17 protein-coding genes are annotated in these 18,281 nt (G+C 69.1%); 3 read left to right on the top strand and 14 right to left on the bottom strand.

Annotated features, from left to right (window positions below; translation table 11 throughout):
• Window positions 1-32 precede the first annotated feature (32 nt).
• On the top strand, window positions 33-731 hold the full coding sequence (locus VMT65_RS27405; RefSeq protein ID WP_326311318.1) for a hypothetical protein: 699 nt from the start codon (window positions 33-35) through the stop codon (window positions 729-731).
• Window positions 732-733: 2 nt separating this feature from the next.
• Here VMT65_RS27405 and VMT65_RS27400 read toward each other — a convergent pair whose 3' ends face one another.
• The 4 genes from VMT65_RS27400 to VMT65_RS27385 form a co-directional block, all read right to left on the bottom strand.
• Complete coding sequence (locus tag VMT65_RS27400; RefSeq protein ID WP_326311317.1) at window positions 734-1,786, bottom strand: aminotransferase class V-fold PLP-dependent enzyme; 1,053 nt, start codon at window positions 1,784-1,786, stop codon at window positions 734-736.
• Window positions 1,787-1,831: 45 nt separating this feature from the next.
• Window positions 1,832-3,241, bottom strand: coding sequence for a tetratricopeptide repeat protein (locus VMT65_RS27395; protein ID WP_326311316.1), 1,410 nt, complete (start codon window positions 3,239-3,241; stop codon window positions 1,832-1,834).
• Between the two features lie 70 nt (window positions 3,242-3,311).
• Window positions 3,312-4,814 carry a flavin-containing monooxygenase gene (locus VMT65_RS27390; RefSeq protein WP_326311315.1) on the bottom strand — a complete coding sequence of 501 codons (1,503 nt, stop codon included), beginning with the start codon at window positions 4,812-4,814 and terminating at the stop codon, window positions 3,312-3,314.
• Between the two features lie 110 nt (window positions 4,815-4,924).
• The gene (locus VMT65_RS27385) at window positions 4,925-5,932 is read right to left on the bottom strand and encodes an AurF N-oxygenase family protein (RefSeq protein WP_326311314.1); all 1,008 of its coding nucleotides are present in this window, start codon (window positions 5,930-5,932) and stop codon (window positions 4,925-4,927) included.
• A 137-nt stretch (window positions 5,933-6,069) separates the two neighbouring features.
• Between VMT65_RS27385 and VMT65_RS27380 the strand changes: the two genes are divergently transcribed.
• Window positions 6,070-6,633 (top strand): PadR family transcriptional regulator, encoded by a 564-nt coding sequence (locus tag VMT65_RS27380; protein WP_326311313.1) that lies wholly within the window; start codon window positions 6,070-6,072, stop codon window positions 6,631-6,633.
• Window positions 6,634-6,637: 4 nt separating this feature from the next.
• Here VMT65_RS27380 and VMT65_RS27375 read toward each other — a convergent pair whose 3' ends face one another.
• From VMT65_RS27375 to VMT65_RS27340, 8 genes are all read right to left on the bottom strand, one after another.
• Window positions 6,638-8,191 carry a hypothetical protein gene (locus VMT65_RS27375; protein ID WP_326311312.1) on the bottom strand — a complete coding sequence of 518 codons (1,554 nt, stop codon included), beginning with the start codon at window positions 8,189-8,191 and terminating at the stop codon, window positions 6,638-6,640.
• A 7-nt stretch (window positions 8,192-8,198) separates the two neighbouring features.
• Window positions 8,199-9,017, bottom strand: coding sequence for an esterase/lipase family protein (locus VMT65_RS27370; protein WP_326311310.1), 819 nt, complete (start codon window positions 9,015-9,017; stop codon window positions 8,199-8,201).
• 96 nt (window positions 9,018-9,113) lie between these two features.
• On the bottom strand, window positions 9,114-10,466 hold the full coding sequence (locus VMT65_RS27365) for a hypothetical protein (protein WP_326311308.1): 1,353 nt from the start codon (window positions 10,464-10,466) through the stop codon (window positions 9,114-9,116).
• 36 nt (window positions 10,467-10,502) lie between these two features.
• Complete coding sequence (locus VMT65_RS27360; protein ID WP_326311307.1) at window positions 10,503-11,330, bottom strand: ABC transporter permease; 828 nt, start codon at window positions 11,328-11,330, stop codon at window positions 10,503-10,505.
• A complete protein-coding gene (locus VMT65_RS27355) occupies window positions 11,327-12,301 on the bottom strand; it encodes an ATP-binding cassette domain-containing protein (protein ID WP_326311306.1) in 975 nt (324 codons plus the stop codon). Before VMT65_RS27355 ends, VMT65_RS27360 begins: the two co-directional genes overlap by 4 nt.
• Window positions 12,298-13,614: a glycosyltransferase gene (locus VMT65_RS27350; RefSeq protein WP_326311305.1), complete on the bottom strand. Its 1,317-nt coding sequence runs from the start codon at window positions 13,612-13,614 to the stop codon at window positions 12,298-12,300. The genes VMT65_RS27355 and VMT65_RS27350 overlap by 4 nt, the downstream gene beginning before the upstream one ends.
• Before the next feature lie 3 nt (window positions 13,615-13,617).
• A complete protein-coding gene (locus VMT65_RS27345) occupies window positions 13,618-15,132 on the bottom strand; it encodes a condensation domain-containing protein (RefSeq protein WP_326311304.1) in 1,515 nt (504 codons plus the stop codon).
• Between the two features lie 123 nt (window positions 15,133-15,255).
• Window positions 15,256-15,672: a hypothetical protein gene (locus tag VMT65_RS27340; protein ID WP_326311303.1), complete on the bottom strand. Its 417-nt coding sequence runs from the start codon at window positions 15,670-15,672 to the stop codon at window positions 15,256-15,258.
• Between the two features lie 355 nt (window positions 15,673-16,027).
• Between VMT65_RS27340 and VMT65_RS27335 the strand changes: the two genes are divergently transcribed.
• Complete coding sequence (locus tag VMT65_RS27335; RefSeq protein ID WP_326311302.1) at window positions 16,028-16,738, top strand: Mut7-C RNAse domain-containing protein; 711 nt, start codon at window positions 16,028-16,030, stop codon at window positions 16,736-16,738.
• Between the two features lie 19 nt (window positions 16,739-16,757).
• Here the strand turns inward: VMT65_RS27335 and VMT65_RS27330 are convergent, their stop codons facing one another.
• Together VMT65_RS27330 and VMT65_RS27325 are read right to left on the bottom strand one after the other, a co-directional pair.
• Window positions 16,758-17,147 (bottom strand): MarR family winged helix-turn-helix transcriptional regulator, encoded by a 390-nt coding sequence (locus tag VMT65_RS27330; RefSeq protein ID WP_442790333.1) that lies wholly within the window; start codon window positions 17,145-17,147, stop codon window positions 16,758-16,760.
• 122 nt (window positions 17,148-17,269) lie between these two features.
• Entirely contained in the window at window positions 17,270-18,274 is a 1,005-nt protein-coding gene (locus VMT65_RS27325; protein WP_326311300.1) for a pyridoxal phosphate-dependent aminotransferase, read from the bottom strand.
• Between the last annotated feature and the right edge of the window lie 7 nt (window positions 18,275-18,281).

Raw genomic sequence — 18,281 nt, 5'->3', positions numbered from 1 at the left:
GGCACGCGTCGAATCGGATGGGTGGTTGGGCAATGCAGGTGAACCGCTGGATCGCACCCGCCGCGGTGGTCGTGGCCTGCGGTTTGTCCGCCGTCCCGGCCGCGCAGGCCGATCCCGGCGACACCCAGGCCGCCCTCGGCGGCGGCTCGGGAATTGTGCTGGGCCGGTCCACCAAATGCAGTCTGACCGCGATCGGCTACGACGCGGCGGGACGGCTGGTCGGATTCACCGCCGGACACTGCGCCGAGGCCGGGACACCGGTGCGTGGGGAACAGTTCCCCGATGCCGGGGTGGTCGGCGTGGTGCGCGAGTCCGACGCCCAACTCGATTACGCCGTCATCGAATTCGATCCGAGCCTGGTCACCCCGCTGCGCACGGTCAATGGCGGCAGCATTGCCGGGCTCGCGTCCGCGCCGCCCGCCTGGAGCATTGTCTGCCAGAACGGCCGGACCACCGGCTACGCCTGCGGCGTCGTCTGGGCCTCGAGCCCGGTCGGTTTCATGGAGCAGGCGTGTTCCAGCTACGGCGACTCCGGCGCTCCCGTCACCGTCGGCGACCAGCTCGTCGGCATGGTCTCCGCACCGCTCATCAGCGACACCCGGGTGCTGCGCTTCAGCTGCACCGACCCCAACAATCCGATTCACACCCCGGTCATCGCCGTCGCCTTCGACACGGTCCGCCAGGCCGTCGACGCGACCAAGGGCGTGGGCGCGGGCTTCCAGCCGATCTAGTCTCAGCCGACGAGCGCGTCGAGCGCCCGGTCGATATCGTCCTCGGTGTTGTACAGGTGGCAGGCCAGTCGCAGCCGACCGGCCCGCATCGCACCCACGATGCCCGCGGCGCGCACCCGTTCCAGGGCCGCCTCCCCCACCTCGAGCGACACCACGGCCGAATTGCCCTCGGGCAGACCGAGTCCCTTGCGCAGCCGATCGGCGAGGGCGACATCGTGGCGGTGAATGGTTTCGACGCCGACCTGTTCGAGCAGTTCGAGGCTGCGCCGCTGGCCGATCCACGCGGGCCACACCGGTCCGACATCGAAGCGCCGCGCGTCCTGCGCCAGGCGCAGCGGGCCGTCGTAGCAGGTCTCCCACGGGTTGTATCCGGCGTACCAGCCCGCCGCGACGGGCGTCAGATCGTCCAGTGCCGCAGGGGTTCCCGCCAGGAAGGCGGTGCCCTTCGGACCGAGCAGCCACTTGTATCCGACGCTCACGATCCAGTCGGCCCCGGTGTCGTGCACCGGCAGCCAGCCCGCCGCCTGGCTCAGGTCGAAGAGCACGCGCGCGCCGTGCGCCCGGGCCGCGGCCACGGTCGCCGCCACATCCAGCACCGAGCCGTCGGCGGACTGCACCACGGCCGCGGCGACCACATCGTCGCCCGGGCGAATCGCCTCGGGTAGCTCCGCCAGCGGCACCACCCGCACGTTCAGATCGGTGCGCACCAGGAAAGGCCAGAGCACGGAATTGAATTCGTGCTCGGGCACCAGCACGTTCGCGCCCGGTCGCAGGCTCTGCGCCACCAGCCCGACCAGCTGCGACACCTGCGAGCCCGCCGCCACCTGCTCGGCCCGGAATCCGGTGAGCCGCCCGAACGCGGCCCGGCACTCGTCGATGATCGAGTCCACCCCGGGGATGTCGAACTCCCCGCGCATGCGCTGCTGTTCGGCCTCGGTCACCGCGGCCACCACCGAGGTCGGCAGCAGCCCGTAACTGGCCGAGTTCAAGTAGGTGGTGGTGGGCGCGAACTCGGCTCGCACGACGGAGGTGAACGCGGGCGACGTGGTGGTCATCCTTCCATCCTGCGACCGCGCCCGACCCGCGCCAAGATCCAACGGTCAGTCACTGGCCCGATCTCGGCCCGGCCGTGCCGGATCGGAGGTGATCGCCTTGATCAATCCGTTCTCGGTGAACTCGACGGCCAGCCGATGCCCGGCGGGCAGCTCACCGATGATGGCCTCCTGCGACATCTGCAACATGCTCGGGCCGTAGTGGGTCAGCAGTCCGCGCACGATGAGCGCGTGGTCGGCGGGGAAGACCTGGGCGGCCGTCATGAGCAGCCGGGGCGCGGCGATCGGGTCGTACTCGTCGGCCGGGAGCCGCGGATCGTCCAGGTGGACATAGGTGCTGCCCTTGCCGCCGTTGATGCCGACGGAGTTGACGCCGTTGCCGCCCAGCAGGGATCCGGCCGCGATGGCCATGATGGTCGCTGCCTGCTTGGGATCCGGGAAATTGGACATGTCCAGCCGACCGCAGATGAACTCCGGGATGCCTTGCTGCGCACCGTACTCCCGGATCTTCGCCACCGCCGCGAGTGCCGGGGCGGCGGGGTCGAAATGGGAGTTGTCCCAGGACCACAGCCAGCTCTGGTCCAGGTTGGAGAAGCTGCCGAGGAAAGTCACTCCGCCGTAGGTGTTCTCACCGACCTTGAAGGTCCGCGCGTCGAGGTCGTAGTGCACGTAGTCGTCGCCGAGGAAGTCGTTGAGCAGATCCTGTCGGTGGATGGCGGCGGCCGCGCCCCAGCCGCCGAAGGACTCGAACTCGGGGCTGAAAACCCGTGGCCCGTCCGCGAATTCGGACCAGTACCGGGCCTGCGCCAGCGCGCCCCGCCGCCCGTAGTGATCGGCCAGCGCGTGCCCCGCCTTCGGGTGCCCGAACCCGGCGGCCCGCCGCCACGCGTCCAGCATGCCCTCGACATCGCCCCGATCGCCGCGCACGAAGCCGAGATTGAAGGCGGCACCGGCGTTTCCGCGCTCGGCGGCCCGCGCGTACCAGAGTTCGGCGGCGTCCTGATCGCCGCGCCCGCCATCGTCGTAGATGCGCCCGAGATTGAACGCGGCCTTGTCCTGCCCGGCCGCCCAGGCCCGCCGGTAGAGCTCCATGGCCTCGTCCCGCTCGCCCCGGCCCTCCAGAATATTGGCCAGATTGAGCAGTGATCCGGTGCCGCCCAGCTCGACACCGCGCCGGTACCACCGCTCGGCGGCGGCCAGATCGCCCGCGGCCTCGTCGACGTAACCGAGCTCGAAAAGGCATTCGGGATCACCCGATTCGGCACCGCGCCGCCACCACCGAAGGGCCTCGTCGCGGTCGCCGCGCCGCAGCAGCAGATCGGCCAGATCGTTGGCGGCCCCGGCATGTCCGGCGTCGAACGCCCGCCGCAGCAGCTGTTCGGCGTCCGCGAGATCTCCCGCCCGCACGGCCGCCAGACCGCGGTCCCGCAGCTCGACCGACTCGACCGGATAACTCATGTGTTTCTCCCCTCCACGCGAAGTACCGACCGTACACAGGGCACGGTCGGCTTCGCGAGGGGGAATTCGTTCAGGCCGAGCGGGACTCGGCCGGAGCCGGAGCCGCCTTGTCGGTGGCGCGACGGAACCGCAGGATGCCGTCTTCCAAGGGCGCCTTGCGCAGCATGGCGCGGTCGCGGAAGTAGTTGTTGATGACCAACCACGGTCCGCGCGCGCCCTGGCGCGGCATGACGCCGTCGCCGCGCTGGATGTAGCCGGAGGTCAGCGCACCGCCCATGAGCGAGGCCTCGGACTTGTCGGCGTCCTCGGGGATCGCGACGACTTCGCGATACCCGTTGTCGCGCATGTGATTCAACAGGCGGCAGAAGTACTCGGCGGCCAGGTCGGCCTTCAGCGTCCAGGAGGCGTTGGTGTAGCCGAGGACCACCATCATGTTCGGGACCGTGCCCAGCAGTGCGCCCTTGTAGGCCACCAGGTCTCGGGTGGCCAGGGTTTCGCCGTCGACCTCGAGGGTCGCGCCGCCGAGCATCTGCACACTCAAACCCGTTGCGCTGACAATGATGTCGGCCTCGATCTCCGCGCCCGAGGACACCCGGATGCCCTTCTCGGTGAAGGTCTCGATGGTGTCGGTGACGATGGACGCCTCACCCTTGCGCAGCACCCGGAACAGATCGCCGTTGGGAACCACGCACAGCCGCTGATCCCACGGGTTGTAGCTCGGCGTGAAGTGCCGCATGTCGATGTTCGGACCGACCTGCGCGCGCACGGCGGCCAGCATGAGCTTGGCCGAGAGCTTCGGATTGGTCCGGGACAGTTGGTAACTCGCGCGCTGCAGCGCGATATTGCGCGCCCGGCCCGCCTTGTAGGCGATGGCCGCGGGCACCTTCGCGAACTTGAAGCCGACCGCGACCGGATCGTCGGCGGGCAGCGCGGCGATATAGGTGGGCGAACGCTGCAGCATGGTGACGTGCGCGGCATCGGCGCTCATGGCCGGGATCAGGGTGATGGCCGTTGCGCCACTGCCGATCACGACCACACGCTTGCCGCGGTAGTCGAGATCCTCGGGCCAGTGCTGGGGGTGCACGATCCGCCCGCGGAAGTTCTCCTCGCCCGGGAATGCGGGCCGGTACCCGTTGTCGTAGTCGTAGTAGCCGGTGCAGCCGACGAGGAAATCGCTGGTGTAGGTCTCCGTCTTGCCGGTGCGCTCGTCGAGCACCTCGACACTCCAGACGCCCTCGTCGCTGGACCAGGCGGCCTTGGTGACCTTGCGGCCGAAGCGGATGTGATCGGTGACGCCGTACTCGCGCGCGGTGTCCTCGATGTACTGGCGGATGTGCGGTCCGTCGGCCAGCACCTTGGTGCCGTGCCAGGGCCGGAAGCCGTAGCCGAAGGTGTACATGTCCGAGTCGGAGCGAATGCCGGGGTATTTGAACAGGTCCCAGGTGCCGCCGATGGCGGTCCGGCGCTCCAGGATCAGGTAGCTGCGCCCGGTCTTCTCCCTGGTCAGGTGGCAGGCCATGCCGATACCGGACAGGCCCGCGCCGATGATCAGTACGTCGACATGCCGCGTCATCGCTGTTCTCGCTTCTGGTCACGCCCGGACACCGGCGTCCGGGCGCACCGAGTATTACATGTTATTTCTAGTTACGTCTACTGACCTGCCGCGACCGAGGACCAAGGTCCCTACGCCGCGCGGACCTGGCCGGGACGGTCCGGTTCGGAGCGGTAGCGGGTGGTGTGGCCGTCGATGCCGAGGACCTTCCACACCTGCCTCGAGACGGGGTTCATCAGGCCGATCTTCTTGGCGAGTGCGCGGACATCGCCGAAGAAGCCCGCGAAAGCCTCCTTGGACTCCGGGGAACCGAAGAAGACGTCCTTGCGAACTTCGCGCGGGATGTCGAACTCCTTGAAGAAGGCCCGGGGCGGAATCACGATGGCCCGCCCGCCGATCCACATGACGATCGGGAAGGCCAGCGACAGGACGAACTTGTTGAGCGGGTTCGCCTGCGGCACATGGTGTTCGAGGAACTCGTGGGCGAAGGAGATGTGCCGCGCCTCCTCGGCGATGTGAATCGCCATGACGCCGCGCATGATCGGATGCACCTCCTCCCCGGCCCGCAGAATCGCCTTCTGCACGTGGTCGATCGGCTCCTCGCCGGAGAGCACCGCGATGAAGAACAGATTCGGGAAGAGCGACGCCAGCGGCGGCACGATGTAGGTGAGCTGCTTGAGGATCGGCCCCATGCCGGGCACGTCGATCCCGATGCGGTTCACCATCTCCTGGAACATGAGGGTGTGGTTGCACTCCTCGATGACCTCGTGGGTGCAGTACCGGAACTCCGGCGAGCCATTGCGCAGCTTGAAGGTGTGCTGCACCATGCCGCCGATGAGCAGGGTCTCGAATTGCAGGCCCACCTTGGCGATATTGGCCTGCCGCCACAGCCCGATGGCGATCTTGCGCGCCTCCGATTGCGCCTGATACCAGGGGTGACGGGCGAACATGTCACCGGAGACCGGCAGAATCCAGCGCCGGTCGTTCGGCGTGACCGCGAAATCCGGGTTGTCCCAATCGATATCGGTGAAAGGATCGAAGTGCTTGTCGACCGAGCCCTGCGACAGCAGCAGGAGTTTCTCGGCATACTGCCGTGCGAATTCGACCGTGGCGTCGGTCTTCACGGGTGCTGACGTCATTGTCAGAGCCTCTCGGGGAGTGACCTAAGTAACTGTATCCCATGGTTACACCTACACTGGCAGGTCGTCAACAAGAGATCAGCCGCCATGGCACCCGGCGTCGCCGCAGTGACTGCGCGTGCACATAGGCTGGGCGCATGCTCGACACCCTCATCCTCGGCCTGCTGGCCCTGCGTCCGCTGTCCGGCTACGACCTGGGCAAATGGATGGACGGTCCCGGACGGTTCGTCGGCTATCGAGTGACGCTGCCGCAGGTGTACCGGACCCTGGGCAAGCTGGTCGACCGCGGACTCGTGGAATTCGAGGTCGAGGCCCGCGAGGGCAAGCCGGACGCCAAGGTCTACCGGCTCACCGCCGAGGGTCGGCGGACCCTGCTGGACTGGGCCCGCTCCCCCTACGAACCCGCGCCCCGGCCCATGGATCCCGACTTCATGATGCGATTCCTGCTGGCCGGAGCGCTCGGCCGCGAGTTCGCCGTCGAGGTCCTGCGCACCGAACTCGACTACCGCCGCGCGCAGGTGCGCTCGCCCACCCGAATCGATGAGCTGACCGGTGCGCTCGCACCTATCGACGACATCGACCCCGGCTGGGCCGGGCAGGTGATGCGGGCGGCCCACGACCAAGGCCGCGCGTCGACCGCCGCCTATATCGGCTGGCTCGAGGTGACCCTCGCCGACTTCGAGAACCGCCCGGAGAGCTGACTTCTCACCGGCGACGCAGCAGGGCCTGCGAGTAGGCGGGCAGGTCGAGCACATCGGAAACCGTTGCGCCGGTTTCGGAGACGGTGTCGCCCGCGACGAACGCCGGGGCGGCGGTCGGGGCGGCGGCCAGGATCCGCACCTCCTGCGCACCGACGAGGCTGGGCGGCAGCGTTATTCGCAGAGATCGGTCCGAGGTGTTGATCAGAATCGCCCGGATGCCCGCGGCCGAGGACAGTTCCGCGCCGGTGAAGGCGTCGGCGACACCGATATACGGCGGCAGCAGCAGCCCGGCGGGCGACTCGACGCCGGGATCCAAGCGCAGCGAGCGCACCGTCGTCGCCTCGTCCAGGCAGTGGTAGATCGGAGTCAGCGCGATGTTCAGCGCGGTCCGGCCGAAGAGCGCGGAACCACCCGAGCCGTCGGAGATGAGTGCGTGCACAGCCTGATTCGTGGTCCCGCCGCCGCCGGTGGTCGTGCTCGGCGCACCATTGAGCGCACAGTGCACGACCGCCATGCCCGCGCGCGGATCGAGCAGTGCGCGCAGCGTGAACGAGGCGACGCTCAAGCCCACGGCCCAGGTCTGTCGGACCGCGGGCAGGCGGTCCAGCGGCGGGGTCGCCTCCTTGCCCATCTGGTTGTATTCGGTGAACCACGCCTGCAGCCCGGTCGGCATGTCGCGCAGCATGGTGTCGGCGACGTGGGTCCAGTTCACGGTGCCACCGACCGCGGTCGAAGCGATATCGGCCGCGACCGGGTCCACTATCCAGTACGGATGAAAGGTCACCGCGTCGGCGTCGCGAAGCGTCTCGTACAGGCCGTGATTCCAGTCGGCATAGCGTTGCCCCCCGAAAGCCCCGGTGATGCCCGGGGAGTTGTCGGCGGCCGCCACACCGATCCGCGCCCCAGGGAATTCACCGTGGATGGCGGATATCCAGTCGTTCATGGCTCGCGCGTAATCGGAGCCGGTGGGATAGACGGCCGAGTACGCCCGCATCGGCACCCACAGCTCATTGCCCAGTTCGACATATCGGATCGGCATGCCCAGCCGCCGGGCCGCGCGCAGCATGTCGAGCTGATCGTCGAGCGTCGAGGTGACCACATTGAGGTCGAAAAGCGGTGTGGCGCCGGTCCGCCGGACGATATCGGCCCAGTCCGGCAGGGTGATCGGCGGCCGTCCCGCATTGCGGCCGGCGAAACCGCCGCCGTCCTGTTCGTCGAAAAGTCCGGTGCGCCAGTCGATCCACTGCGAGGTGGTGCCGCCCTGCACGCGAATCAGGCCCGGGCCGACGGCCGCCAGCGCGTCCTGGAACGCGGGATCGTGCCATTGCCGGGCATTCTCCGCGGAGATGATGCGCGCGCCGTTGACACCGAAGAAGTCCCGATCGGCGGTGCGCGAAAGTTGTTCGGGGGCGAGCCGATATGTCCGCCCCGCCGGGGCGGCCGACGCGGGCGAGGCGAGGCGGGCCGACCCGGCCAGGGCGGCACCGCCCAGGATTCCGCGCCCGAAGGCGCGGCGGCCGATGCCCGCGCCGACCCAGGATGAATTCGATTCCCGCACGGCGTGGCTACTTTCGGTTGTCGTTGGCCACGCAGCGGACCGTCGGATGCCGCGCGGGATCGAGGGCGTGCAGGACCAGGTCGACGGTTCGGGGGTCGGTGGTTCCGGCCAGGTGACCGGTGTGATCCTCGGGGCAGCCGTCCTGCACCAGGAGGTTGGTGACACCGGGCGCGTCGATGAACGCCGTGGTGTACGGCGTGACGATCTCGTCGTAGGCGGTGGCGGTCATGACGTAGCGGACGCCGGGCGCGACCGTCGGACCGCTGTCGAGTCGAGTCAGATACGGCGAGCCGGCGAGCATGTCGGCCATCGCCGGTGACAGGAACGGAAGTCCCTGCGGCAGGGACGAACCGGCGGGCAGGCGCAGGCCCGCGACACTCGTGCCGTGCTGGGGACCGCTCACCGCGACGACGGTGCGGATGGGGTTCACGTCGCGATCGGCGAATCGCAGGCTGACCGCCCGAGCGATCAGCGCCCCCTGTGATTTGCCCACCAGATCGAGGGTTTTCGCCCGGTTCACCGCGAGGATCCGGTCGACCGCGGCGGCGAAGTAGTCGACCGAGGTCGACAGCGACTCGTCGGAGTCGTAGTCGAGGCCGTAGACACAGCGACCGTCCTCGAGCAGGCCCTGACGCACCGGACCGAGACTCTGCTCCACGTCGGCATGGGTGCCGTGAACGAGCAGGACCGGGGCGTCGGCACGGGCGGTCGCGGGACAGGCGGTGACGGTGTCGAGCGGGGTGCTACCCGTAGGTTCCGCGGTGGCTGCGCCCGCCGTCGAGCCCATGATGGCGAGCGCGGCCACAACGCCTGCGAGTGTGCGCACAAGGTCCTCCTGAATGGGATTGCACGCACATATCTACCAGCACCACGCATGGGCTGCCAACTATGGCTAGCAAATTTTCAATATGTGCACAGACACTTATTGCCAAAAGCGTGGACGGAGTCCCCAGGCCTCGAACTCATCGGTGACGTAGTCGCGCAGGGCCTCCCGGGTCGGAAAGCGATCCGGGTCGGCACCGGTGATGGCCAGGGTGACGATGTCGCCGTCGCTGGACCAGGACAGGTTCAGGCCGATCTCGACGCGGCGGAACAGCTCGGGGTCGCCCGTGCAGACCACCGGGCGCATGAGCACCGAGCGGGCGCGCACACCGGCGATGGTCGCCACGCCCTGACCGGTCTCGCCGAGATTGGTGCACAGGCATTCCGGGGCCTTGGCGGTCCGGGAGAAGTAGCCGAGGACGAAGCGGGGCAGCATCTGCTGAATCGGCTGCAGGTGTTGCAGGGCCGGGGTGGTCGCCGGGTCGGCGTAGGCGTGGGCGGCCTGCTTGATGGCGGTGCGCACCTGGCGCAGATCGGTGAGTTCGCCCTTGCGGTAGGGCACCGCGATGGGCAGGCCCGTCGTGGCATTGCCGCGCGGGTCGTCCACGCCGCGCATGGAGTGCGGGATGTCGACGCGCACCGCGGAGCCGTCGAGAATGCGGCCGCTGCGGCCCAGAATGCCCACCGCCACACCGACCATGAGGCCGTTGGCGGTGCCGTCGTGGGCCTTGGCGACGGAATTCCATTCGGCCGCATCGACTTCCACCACCAGGTCGGCGGCGGAGTAGCGGTCGGGCAGCGGCAGTCGGGGCTCGGCCGGGCGGGGACTGCGTTCGGGCTCCTGGACATTGCGGGCGGCGAAGGCGGCGCGCAGGCTCAGCGCCGCCGCCCGCAGTTGGCCGAGGCCGTCGGCGATGTGGGACCGGAGCAGGCCGCTCGCGGGGAGCGCGCCCACCAGACGTCCGGAACTCGTTGTGATGTCGGGGGTCTCACGCTTGTCGAGCCGCTCCAGCGCGTCACCCACCGCGTACAGCACGGCCCCGCCGTCCGCGCCCACGTGCGAGGTCACCAGCGACAGCAGGGTGCCGCCGGAGGTCGTGGGCGCGGCCGACAATCGCCAGAGTCGGCCGCTGACCGGATCGAACGACACGGCGCTCTGCGCGAAGAACCAATCCAGAACCTCGGTGTCGGGCACCGGCTCGTCCTGGAGCGCCAGCGGTTCGGCGGTGGTGGCGTTGACCCACCAGGGCCGGGCGAAGGGCACCGAGGTCGTCATCACCCGGCGCGAGAGGAAGCCGTGTGCGAGATGGGCGTGGAAACGGTTCAGCACCACCGGGTCCAGGCGCTCGTCGAAGCGCCAGGCCAGCTGGTTGACCAGGGCGGTGCCGTAGAGGTCGTGCAGTTTCAGGAACAGATCGTCGTCGGCGGTGAGCCGGTTGAGGACGGTGGTCATGGCGGTCTCCGGATCGATGAGCACGGGGCAGCGAGATCAACGGGCACGCAGGGTGCGAACGGTCAAGGGCGCGAACACGATCGCGACGGCCAACGCGGCCCCCACCGACCAGGCGAAGTCGGAGCCGACCGAACCCGATTCGGCCAGCTCGCGCACGGCCGCGACCAGATGCGAGACGGGGTTGTAGTCGGAGACGTGGCGCAGCCAGGCGGGCATGGCCGCCACCGGGACCAGGGCATTGGAGGCGAAGCTGACGAAGGTCAGCACCAGCATCGACATGCCCTGTACGGCAGCGGGTTTGGCCACGGTGACGCCGATGAAGGCGAACAGCCAGCTCATGGCGGTGGTGGCGAACACCACCAGCGCCGCGCCCAGGATCAATCCGAACGGGTGCTCGGGCCGGTAGCCCATGCCGAAGCCGACCAGCAGCACCATGAGCGCCGCGATCACATAGCGGGTGGCACCGGCCACCAGTCCCCCGGCCACCGGCGCGAAGCGGGCGATGGGCATGGAGACGAAGCGGTCGAACACGCCGGAGCGAATGTCCTCGGAGAGTTGGACTCCCATGGCGACCGAGGAGGTCAGCACGATCTGCACCAGGACGCCGGGGATGAGCGTGGGCAGGTAGGCGTCCAGGCTGCCCGCGATGGCCTTGCCGAACACGCTGCCGAACAGCAGCGGCCCGACAATGGGCAGCAGGACGGCGTCGTAGAGCAGCTGCGGGCTGTGCCGGAAGGTCAGCATGCCGCGCTGGGCCATGAACAGCGACTGCGCCAGGCCCGCGCGCAGGCCGACGTGGGTGATGCGCGGGGCGCGCGCGATGCGGGCGGTCGGGTGCACGAGCACCGGGTTGGCGACGGTCATGCGCTCGCCCTTTCTGCCGGAAGCGGGGTGCGGGCCGGGCGCTGGGTCAGCGCCAGGAACACCGAATTCAGGTCGGGGCGCTCGACCCCGAAGCCGCGCAGGCGAATTCCGCTGTCGCGGCAGGCGGTCACGACGTCGGCCGCGGTGCCGATATCGGAGAGCGGCACCGTCAGGGTGGCCGGATTGTCACCGTGCAGGGGTGTCGTGCCGGTGAGCCGTTCGACGGCGGCGTCCGCCAGCGGGCGCTGCTCGGGATCGGCGAGATCGATGCGCAGCATCTCCTCGCCGATGGAGGACTTCAGCTCACCCGCCGTACCCTCCGCCACCACGGTCCCGTGATCGATGACGGCGATGCGGTCGGCGAGAGCGTCGGCCTCCTCGAGGTATTGGGTGGTGAGCAGAATCGTCGCGCCGCGCCCGACCAGCCCGCGCACCACGCCCCACATGCGTTCCCGGGTGTGGGGATCCAGGCCGGTGGTCGGCTCGTCCAGAAAGATCAAGGGCGGCACCGTGATCAGCGTCGCCGCCAGATCCAGCCGTCGCCGCATGCCGCCGGAGAACGAGGACACCCGCCGCTGCGCGGCACCGGTCAGCTCGAATTCCTCCAGCAGTTCGGCGGCGCGATCCTGGGCGGCGCGGCGGGTCAGGCCGAGCAGCCGCCCGAACAGCCGTAGGTTCTCCCACGCGGTCAGGTTCTCGTCCACGGCCGCGTACTGCCCGGTGAGCCCGATCATGGACCGCACCGCGGTGGCCTGCTCGACCACGTCGTACTCGAAAACCGTTGCGGTGCCGCGGGACGGGCGCAGCAGTGTGGACAGCATCCGCACCGTGGTGGTCTTGCCCGCGCCGTTCGGCCCGAGCAGCGCGAACACCGTCCCGGCCGCGACCCGCAGGTCCACCGCCTCGACGGCGTTCATGGACCCGAAACTCTTACCCAGCCCCCGGGTTTCGATGGCGATCTCCGTGCTCATCGCACACCTCCGATCGTGCTCGGAAGCTCGCGAACACCGGTGTCCGGAGCAATGGATTCTCTGTTGGCGGATTCTCCGGTGGCGGAGAAGGATTCGATGACATCGGCGGCCCGCGCGACGCCGTCGTCGCGGAAGCCCGCGCCGTAGGCCGCCGCCCAGGCCACCACTTCGGGCGCGGTCGCCCGAATCAGCGAGCGCTCCAGCCGATTCGCGGTCAGGCCCGCGAACGGGACGGTCACGCCCAGCCCGAGTTGCTCGAGCTGTCTGCCCCAGTAGGGCTGATCGGCCTGCACCGAGCAGATCACCGACGGGACACCGGCGCGCAACGCGGCGGCGGTGGTGCCCGCGCCGCCGTGGTGCACGGCCGCCGTGCACAGCGGCAGCACCGCGCCGTGGTCGACCTGATCGACGACGGCCAGATCCAGACCGATGCGCGGCCGGAACATGGGGCCCACCAACAACAGTCGCCGTCCGAGCCGTCGGCACACCTCCCGTGCCATCGACTCGGTCGCGATCGGGTCGGCGACCGGCATGGACCCGAACCCGGCATATACCGGAGCCGGACCCTCGGTCAGCCACGCGGCCAGCTCGGGGTCGAGTTCGCCGCCCGCGGCGGGTACCGGGAATCCGGTGAAAGGTTCGTCGCGCAACTCGTCCACGAGTCCCGGGAACAGATCCGGGTCGTATGCCTGAACGGCGGTGTAGGACACCAACGGCACGTCGGTGTCGTGCGGCCCGGACCCGTTGGCCCGCCGGAAGGCCGTGATCTCGCTGGCCAGTGCCCAGGCGCGGGCCTTGGTCAGGGCGTGCCAGCCCAGCCGGTGCAACTCGCCGGGCAATCGGGACGCGAGGCCCGCCGGAACCACCGGCACCACCCGGTTGGGCCGGATCGGAAAGAAATGCAGCGCCGCGAGCGGGATGGCGTGGTGGCGGGCGACTTCGGCGGCGACCTCCTCACACGCCATCCCGGTGACGAGGACGCCCTTGTCCCGCGCCAGCCCGAGGTCCCCGGCGAGCGCGAGCAGATCGCCCGCCGCCGTACCGAATCCGCGCCGCTGCAGATCCAGCACGGCTTGCACGCGCCGAACCGGATTCAGCCCGCGAAACCGTTCGTCGTCCCGCTGGGCCCGCAGCAGCTCGCCGCTGTCCAGCCCGAACGGCACCGCCGAAACCCCGTGCCGCGCGGCGAATTCCACGAGATTCGGCGATACCGCCACGGTCACTTCGTGCCCGCGCCGCGCGAGCTCGCGCCCGAGCAGCACGCCGGGTTGAGCGTCGCCGCGACTACCCGCGAACGCCAGCAGGGCCCGCATGGTCTACACCCGGGCGGGGGCTAGGGGCGCTGAGCCGGGATCGACCGCGGTGTCGCCCTCGCCGCGCAACACCTGCGTGGCACTCGGGATGGCGGGTCCGATACCGACCTTCGGCTGCGGTGCGTGCGCGAATTCCAGCATGGCTCTGGTGAATTCGGCCAGGAAGCGGTCCATCTCCACCGCCGGGAAGGAGGCGGGGAAGCGGGTGGACAGGCGCAGGCCGTCGGCGGCGCGGACGATCCAGAAGAACACCTCGTCGCCGGAGTAGGACTCGGCGCGCAGGGTGTGCCCGCGCAGCGATTCCACCAGCTCGTAGTCGGGCAGCACCCGAATATCGAGGAAGGAGACGCCGAAACGGGGACGGTCGGTGCAGCCGAGCAGTTCCAGCACCCGGGTCCAGGTGGCGTCATTGGCAACCTTGGAGCGGCGCAGGGTGGTCCGGGTGGTCTCCAGGGCGCTGTCCACATCCAGGTCTGGGGCGAGAGTGATGTCGATGGGGACGACATTCACGAACCAGCCCATGGATTCGAGCCAGCGCAGATCGGGGCGGGTGGCGATGGGCATGATGGCGCGCAGGGAGATGTAGCCGAAGGTGCGGCGGTAGGCGATGGCGAGCGCGGTGAACACCGCGACCGACAGCCGGTGGCCGCGCTCGGTGACCGCCTGCTCCACGCGCTCGAGATCGGTGAGCGACAAGAGCTTTCGCGACACGCTCTCCTGCGGCCGGTGCGATACCGCCGTGCTGGAGGCGGTGATGGCGGGCTCGAAGCGCGGCAGCATGCCGCCCGAGCCGTCCAGGAAACGCCGCCAGTAGCGCACCGGCTCGCACTCGGGGGTGAGCGCGGCCGCCATGCTGCGCTCCCACTGCGCGAAGTCGGCCGAACTGCCGAAGGTCGGGGATTCGCGGACCGGTTCGCCCTGGGCCACAGCGGCATACAGCGCGCGCAGTTCCAGAATGACGATGGCCTGCGAGTAGGCGTCCATGACCGAGTGGTCGGCGGCGACCAGCACGGTGAAGTCGGCGGTCTCGGCGTGCTCCACGGTGGCCAGCAGGCAGTGCGGCCAGCGCAGCGGCGACAACCGCAATTCCAGTGCGTCGGTGAGGTATTCGTTGATGTGCCGGGATTCGGTGACATCGGGCACCGGTTCGGCGGCGACGGTGACATCGGCGGCCGCGCAGATCAGCCGCTCCGGTTCGGTGTCTCGGTACGAGGCGAGCTCGGTGTCCCCGCACGACGCCAGCGTGGTGCGCAAACCCTCGTGGCGGGCGTGCCACAGTCGCACCGTCTCGCTCCAGTGCGCGGCGTCGAAGGGCGCGTCCATTTCGAAAATGGTTCCGATCCAACGGCCTCGGCCCGGACGCGGATCGGTGGCGTCGGTATCGCGGCAGTGCCGGACATGGACGCTGGTGAAAGGTCGCTCGTCGGTGACCCAGGCGGCCCCGGCGGCCAGTTCGGCCCGCCAGAGCGTGAGTGCGCCGGGGCGCACCGCGAATTCGGACAGGTGGGTGTAGTCCATGACCGTCTCCCTCATCTGAATCCGCTCGGACAGTGACCGTTAGAAATCCGTTAATAAATCAGGCTAAGCAGAACACTTCCACCTGAAACGATCAATTTCTGTCCGGCGAATTGAAAGCTACTGCTACTTACCGGAGGATCCAGCGCCCGCGGCGGCGCTGCCCGTACCCAATGCCTGTGCGGCCGTGCCACCGGCCTGCGCCGAACCGCTGGCCGCGCCGCTGCCCGTGCCGAGCACCGAGAGCAGCGTGCCCGGTCCGGGGAAGAGCCCGGCCACACTGCCCGCCGCGGCGCTGCCGGTGCCCAGTGCCCCGACCAGTCCGGCGGCGGTCGAACTGCCGGTTCCGGCCGCGGCGCTACCGGTTCCGAGCTGCGGCAAGATCGACTGTTGGGGTGCGGGATCGGGCGCCTGGACTCCCGTGCCGGTGGCGGCGGAGGGAGCGCCGTCCACCGGCACGGCGGCAGCCAGGGCAGGCACGAGAAGGGGCACCGCGATGCCCGCGAGAATGACGGCCGCACCGGCCAATCGAGATTCGCTCATGGCCTGTATTCCTTTCAACCTTCATCAGGACGAGCGCCGACGGGCGGCGGCTCGGTGGTCGCAGATCGAATGTGCGGCGGCGACGCTGCCGAGAATGGCACCCGACGGGAATTTCTCCTTCGTCCGTCGGTGGGTCGAAATCGACCTGCGCACCAAGAAAAACACCAACATTCCAACCGCGCAACCCATAGAACTGCAAACAATTGGTTAACGAGCTGTTCCGATATCCTTCCACTGTGCTTCAGACCACTGGGGAGGAGAAATTGGCCTCCACTTCACTTTCTCCGAAGCCGCCGGCGGCTCGAGATCGAAATCGAGTTGCTCGCCGCCGCCCCGTTTCTGAGATCCTGAGCTGGTGAACCCAGGGGAAATCACCGTCGAGTTCGCGCCCGAGCTGCGCGTTTTCGTCGGGCAGCGGGACGGCGCGCACATCCGCATCGACGGCACCTCGACGCTCGGGCACGTGGTCGAGTCGCTGGGCGTCCCGCTCACCGAGGTGGGTGGACTGTCGGTGAACGGCGAAGCGGTTGCGGCCGGGCACATTCCCGCCGGCGGCGAGCAGGTCGCGGTGGCGGCCGTGACGCGCCCGCAGCCGAGCGCGGAGCCACTGCGCTTCCTGCTCGACATACATCTGGGCACCCTGGCCCGGCGCATGCGCCTGCTGGGAATCGATGCGGCGTACGAGAATCCCGATATCGGCGACGCCGCCCTCGCGGCCCGCTCCGCGGCCGAATCCCGGGTCCTGCTCTCGCGCGACCGCGGCCTGCTACGGCGTCGGGAAATCTATTCCGGCGCTTATGTTTACAGCCACCATCCGGCCGAGCAGCTGGACGACATCCTCTCCCGCTTCGCACCCCGGCTGGATCCGTGGACCCGCTGCACCTCCTGCAACGGGGTCCTGCGCGCCGCCGAGCGCGAGGCCGTCCGCGCGCACCTGCCGGGCAATACCGGCCGCAGCTACGACTCCTTCGCCCAGTGCGTCGACTGCGGCCAGACCTATTGGAAGGGCGCCCACCACGCGCGGCTGGACGCCATCGTGGCGGACGCCTTGGCGAAATTCGCCTGAGTAGCCCGGGACGGGGCGGTCAGCGGGCGCGGGCGGCCGCGGCCGCCGCGTCCAGGCGGGTGCCGAGCGCCTTGACCTGGTCGCGCAGCGTCTCGATCTCCTCCACCGGAACACCCACCAGATCCAGCACGGTTTGGATCATGTGCTGCGCACCCTGCTGAAGCTCACGACTGGCCTCGGTGGCGTGCAGGACGACCGCGCGGCCGTCGGTGGCGCTGCGCACGCTCTCGACCAGGCCGCGCGACTGTAGTCGCTGGACCAGGGGCGAGAGGGTGCCGTAGTCGAGGTGGACCTGTTCGCCCAGGTCCTTCATGGTGATGCCGGGACGCTCCCACAGGGCCAGCAGCACCAGGTACTGCGGGTAGGTGAGATTCATATCGTCCAGGAACGGCCGGTAGGCAGCGGTCATGGACCGAGACGTGGAGTACAGCGCGAAGCACAGCTGAGCATTGAGCGAGAGCAGTGCGTAATCGATCTCCTCGTCCGCTCCGGCCCGGTGCCCTTCGGGTGCGGAAGGCGGATGTTCGTGCATTACTGCACTGTACTGCGGACCGTGGCGAGCACGGCGTCGGTGGCCGAACGATCGCCAACCGTAATGCGAATCCCGGTGGGATAGGTCTTGACGTGGATGTCCGCGCCCGCGAGCGCGGTTGCCACCGCTTCGGCGTCGGGGGCGGGCAGGGTGAGGTAGGAGAAGTTGGCGTAGCTGTCGGGGACGCACAGGCCGAGCTCGCGCAGTCCCGTGGTGAGCCGGTCCCGGTGCTCGGCCAAGACCGCTATGCGGGCCTGGATCTCGGCCTCGGCCTCGTAGCAGGCGCGCACGGCGACCTCGGCGAGCGCGGTCATACCGAACGGCAGCTGCCAGCGGGCGACGCGGTCGATGAGCTCCTCGTCACCGATGGCGTAGCCGACCCGCAGTGCCGCGAGCCCGTACGCCTTCGAAAAGGTGCGCAGCACAAGCAGATTCGCGTGCTTGTCCAAGAGCGCGAAGACGTCGACCCGGTCGGCCTCGGCCACGAAATCCACATACGCCTCGTCCAGGACGACCGTGACCGAGGCGGGGACGTCCCGCAGGAAAGATTCGAATTCCGCTGGCGGAACCAGGGTTCCGGTGGGATTGTGCGGGCTGCACACCACCACCAGCCGGGTCCGATCGGTCACCGCCGCGGCCAGGGCCGCCAGGTCTTGGCGGCCGGTTCCGGTGAGCGGCACCGGGATCGGCCGTCCGCCCGCCATGGTGGTGAGAATGGGGAAGCCGTCGAAGGTCGGCGTCGCCATCACGACTTCGGCTCCGCCGGAACCGAATTCCTGGACGATGTGCATGATCACGCCGGTCGCGCCCGCACCCACCACGATGCGCTCGGGCCCGCAGCCGAGCCGCTGTGCGATCAGCCGGGGCAGGCGCCGCGGCAGGAACTCCGGATAGCGGTTGGCCGAGGCCAGCGCGCGACTGAGCGCCTCGCGCACCGAGGGCGGCGGTCCGAAGGGAATCTCGTTGAGCTGCAACCGGTGTCCGGCCGTGACGAGCGAGGTCATCGCGCGC

It is taken from the genome of Nocardia sp. CDC153 (assembly GCF_035818515.1).
Lineage (GTDB): Bacteria > Actinomycetota > Actinomycetes > Mycobacteriales > Mycobacteriaceae > Nocardia.
Note: the sequence above shows the minus strand (reverse complement) of the source record. Positions and strands in the feature narration are given on the sequence as shown.

Bases quoted from the DNA above. Each gene is read 5' to 3' on its own strand.
- VMT65_RS27405 (WP_326311318.1), top strand. From the start codon at position 33: ATGCAGGTGAACCGCTGGATCGCACCCGCCGCGGTGGTCGTGGCCTGC.
- VMT65_RS27400 (WP_326311317.1), bottom strand. From the start codon at position 1,786: ATGACCACCACGTCGCCCGCGTTCACCTCCGTCGTGCGAGCCGAGTTC.
- VMT65_RS27395 (WP_326311316.1), bottom strand. From the start codon at position 3,241: ATGAGTTATCCGGTCGAGTCGGTCGAGCTGCGGGACCGCGGTCTGGCG.
- VMT65_RS27390 (WP_326311315.1), bottom strand. From the start codon at position 4,814: ATGACGCGGCATGTCGACGTACTGATCATCGGCGCGGGCCTGTCCGGT.
- VMT65_RS27385 (WP_326311314.1), bottom strand. From the start codon at position 5,932: ATGACGTCAGCACCCGTGAAGACCGACGCCACGGTCGAATTCGCACGG.
- VMT65_RS27380 (WP_326311313.1), top strand. From the start codon at position 6,070: ATGCTCGACACCCTCATCCTCGGCCTGCTGGCCCTGCGTCCGCTGTCC.
- VMT65_RS27365 (WP_326311308.1), bottom strand. From the start codon at position 10,466: ATGACCACCGTCCTCAACCGGCTCACCGCCGACGACGATCTGTTCCTG.
- VMT65_RS27360 (WP_326311307.1), bottom strand. From the start codon at position 11,330: ATGACCGTCGCCAACCCGGTGCTCGTGCACCCGACCGCCCGCATCGCG.
- VMT65_RS27355 (WP_326311306.1), bottom strand. From the start codon at position 12,301: ATGAGCACGGAGATCGCCATCGAAACCCGGGGGCTGGGTAAGAGTTTC.
- VMT65_RS27350 (WP_326311305.1), bottom strand. From the start codon at position 13,614: ATGCGGGCCCTGCTGGCGTTCGCGGGTAGTCGCGGCGACGCTCAACCC.
- VMT65_RS27345 (WP_326311304.1), bottom strand. From the start codon at position 15,132: ATGGACTACACCCACCTGTCCGAATTCGCGGTGCGCCCCGGCGCACTC.
- VMT65_RS27340 (WP_326311303.1), bottom strand. From the start codon at position 15,672: ATGAGCGAATCTCGATTGGCCGGTGCGGCCGTCATTCTCGCGGGCATC.
- VMT65_RS27330 (WP_442790333.1), bottom strand. From the start codon at position 17,147: ATGACCGCTGCCTACCGGCCGTTCCTGGACGATATGAATCTCACCTAC.
- VMT65_RS27325 (WP_326311300.1), bottom strand. From the start codon at position 18,274: ATGACCTCGCTCGTCACGGCCGGACACCGGTTGCAGCTCAACGAGATT.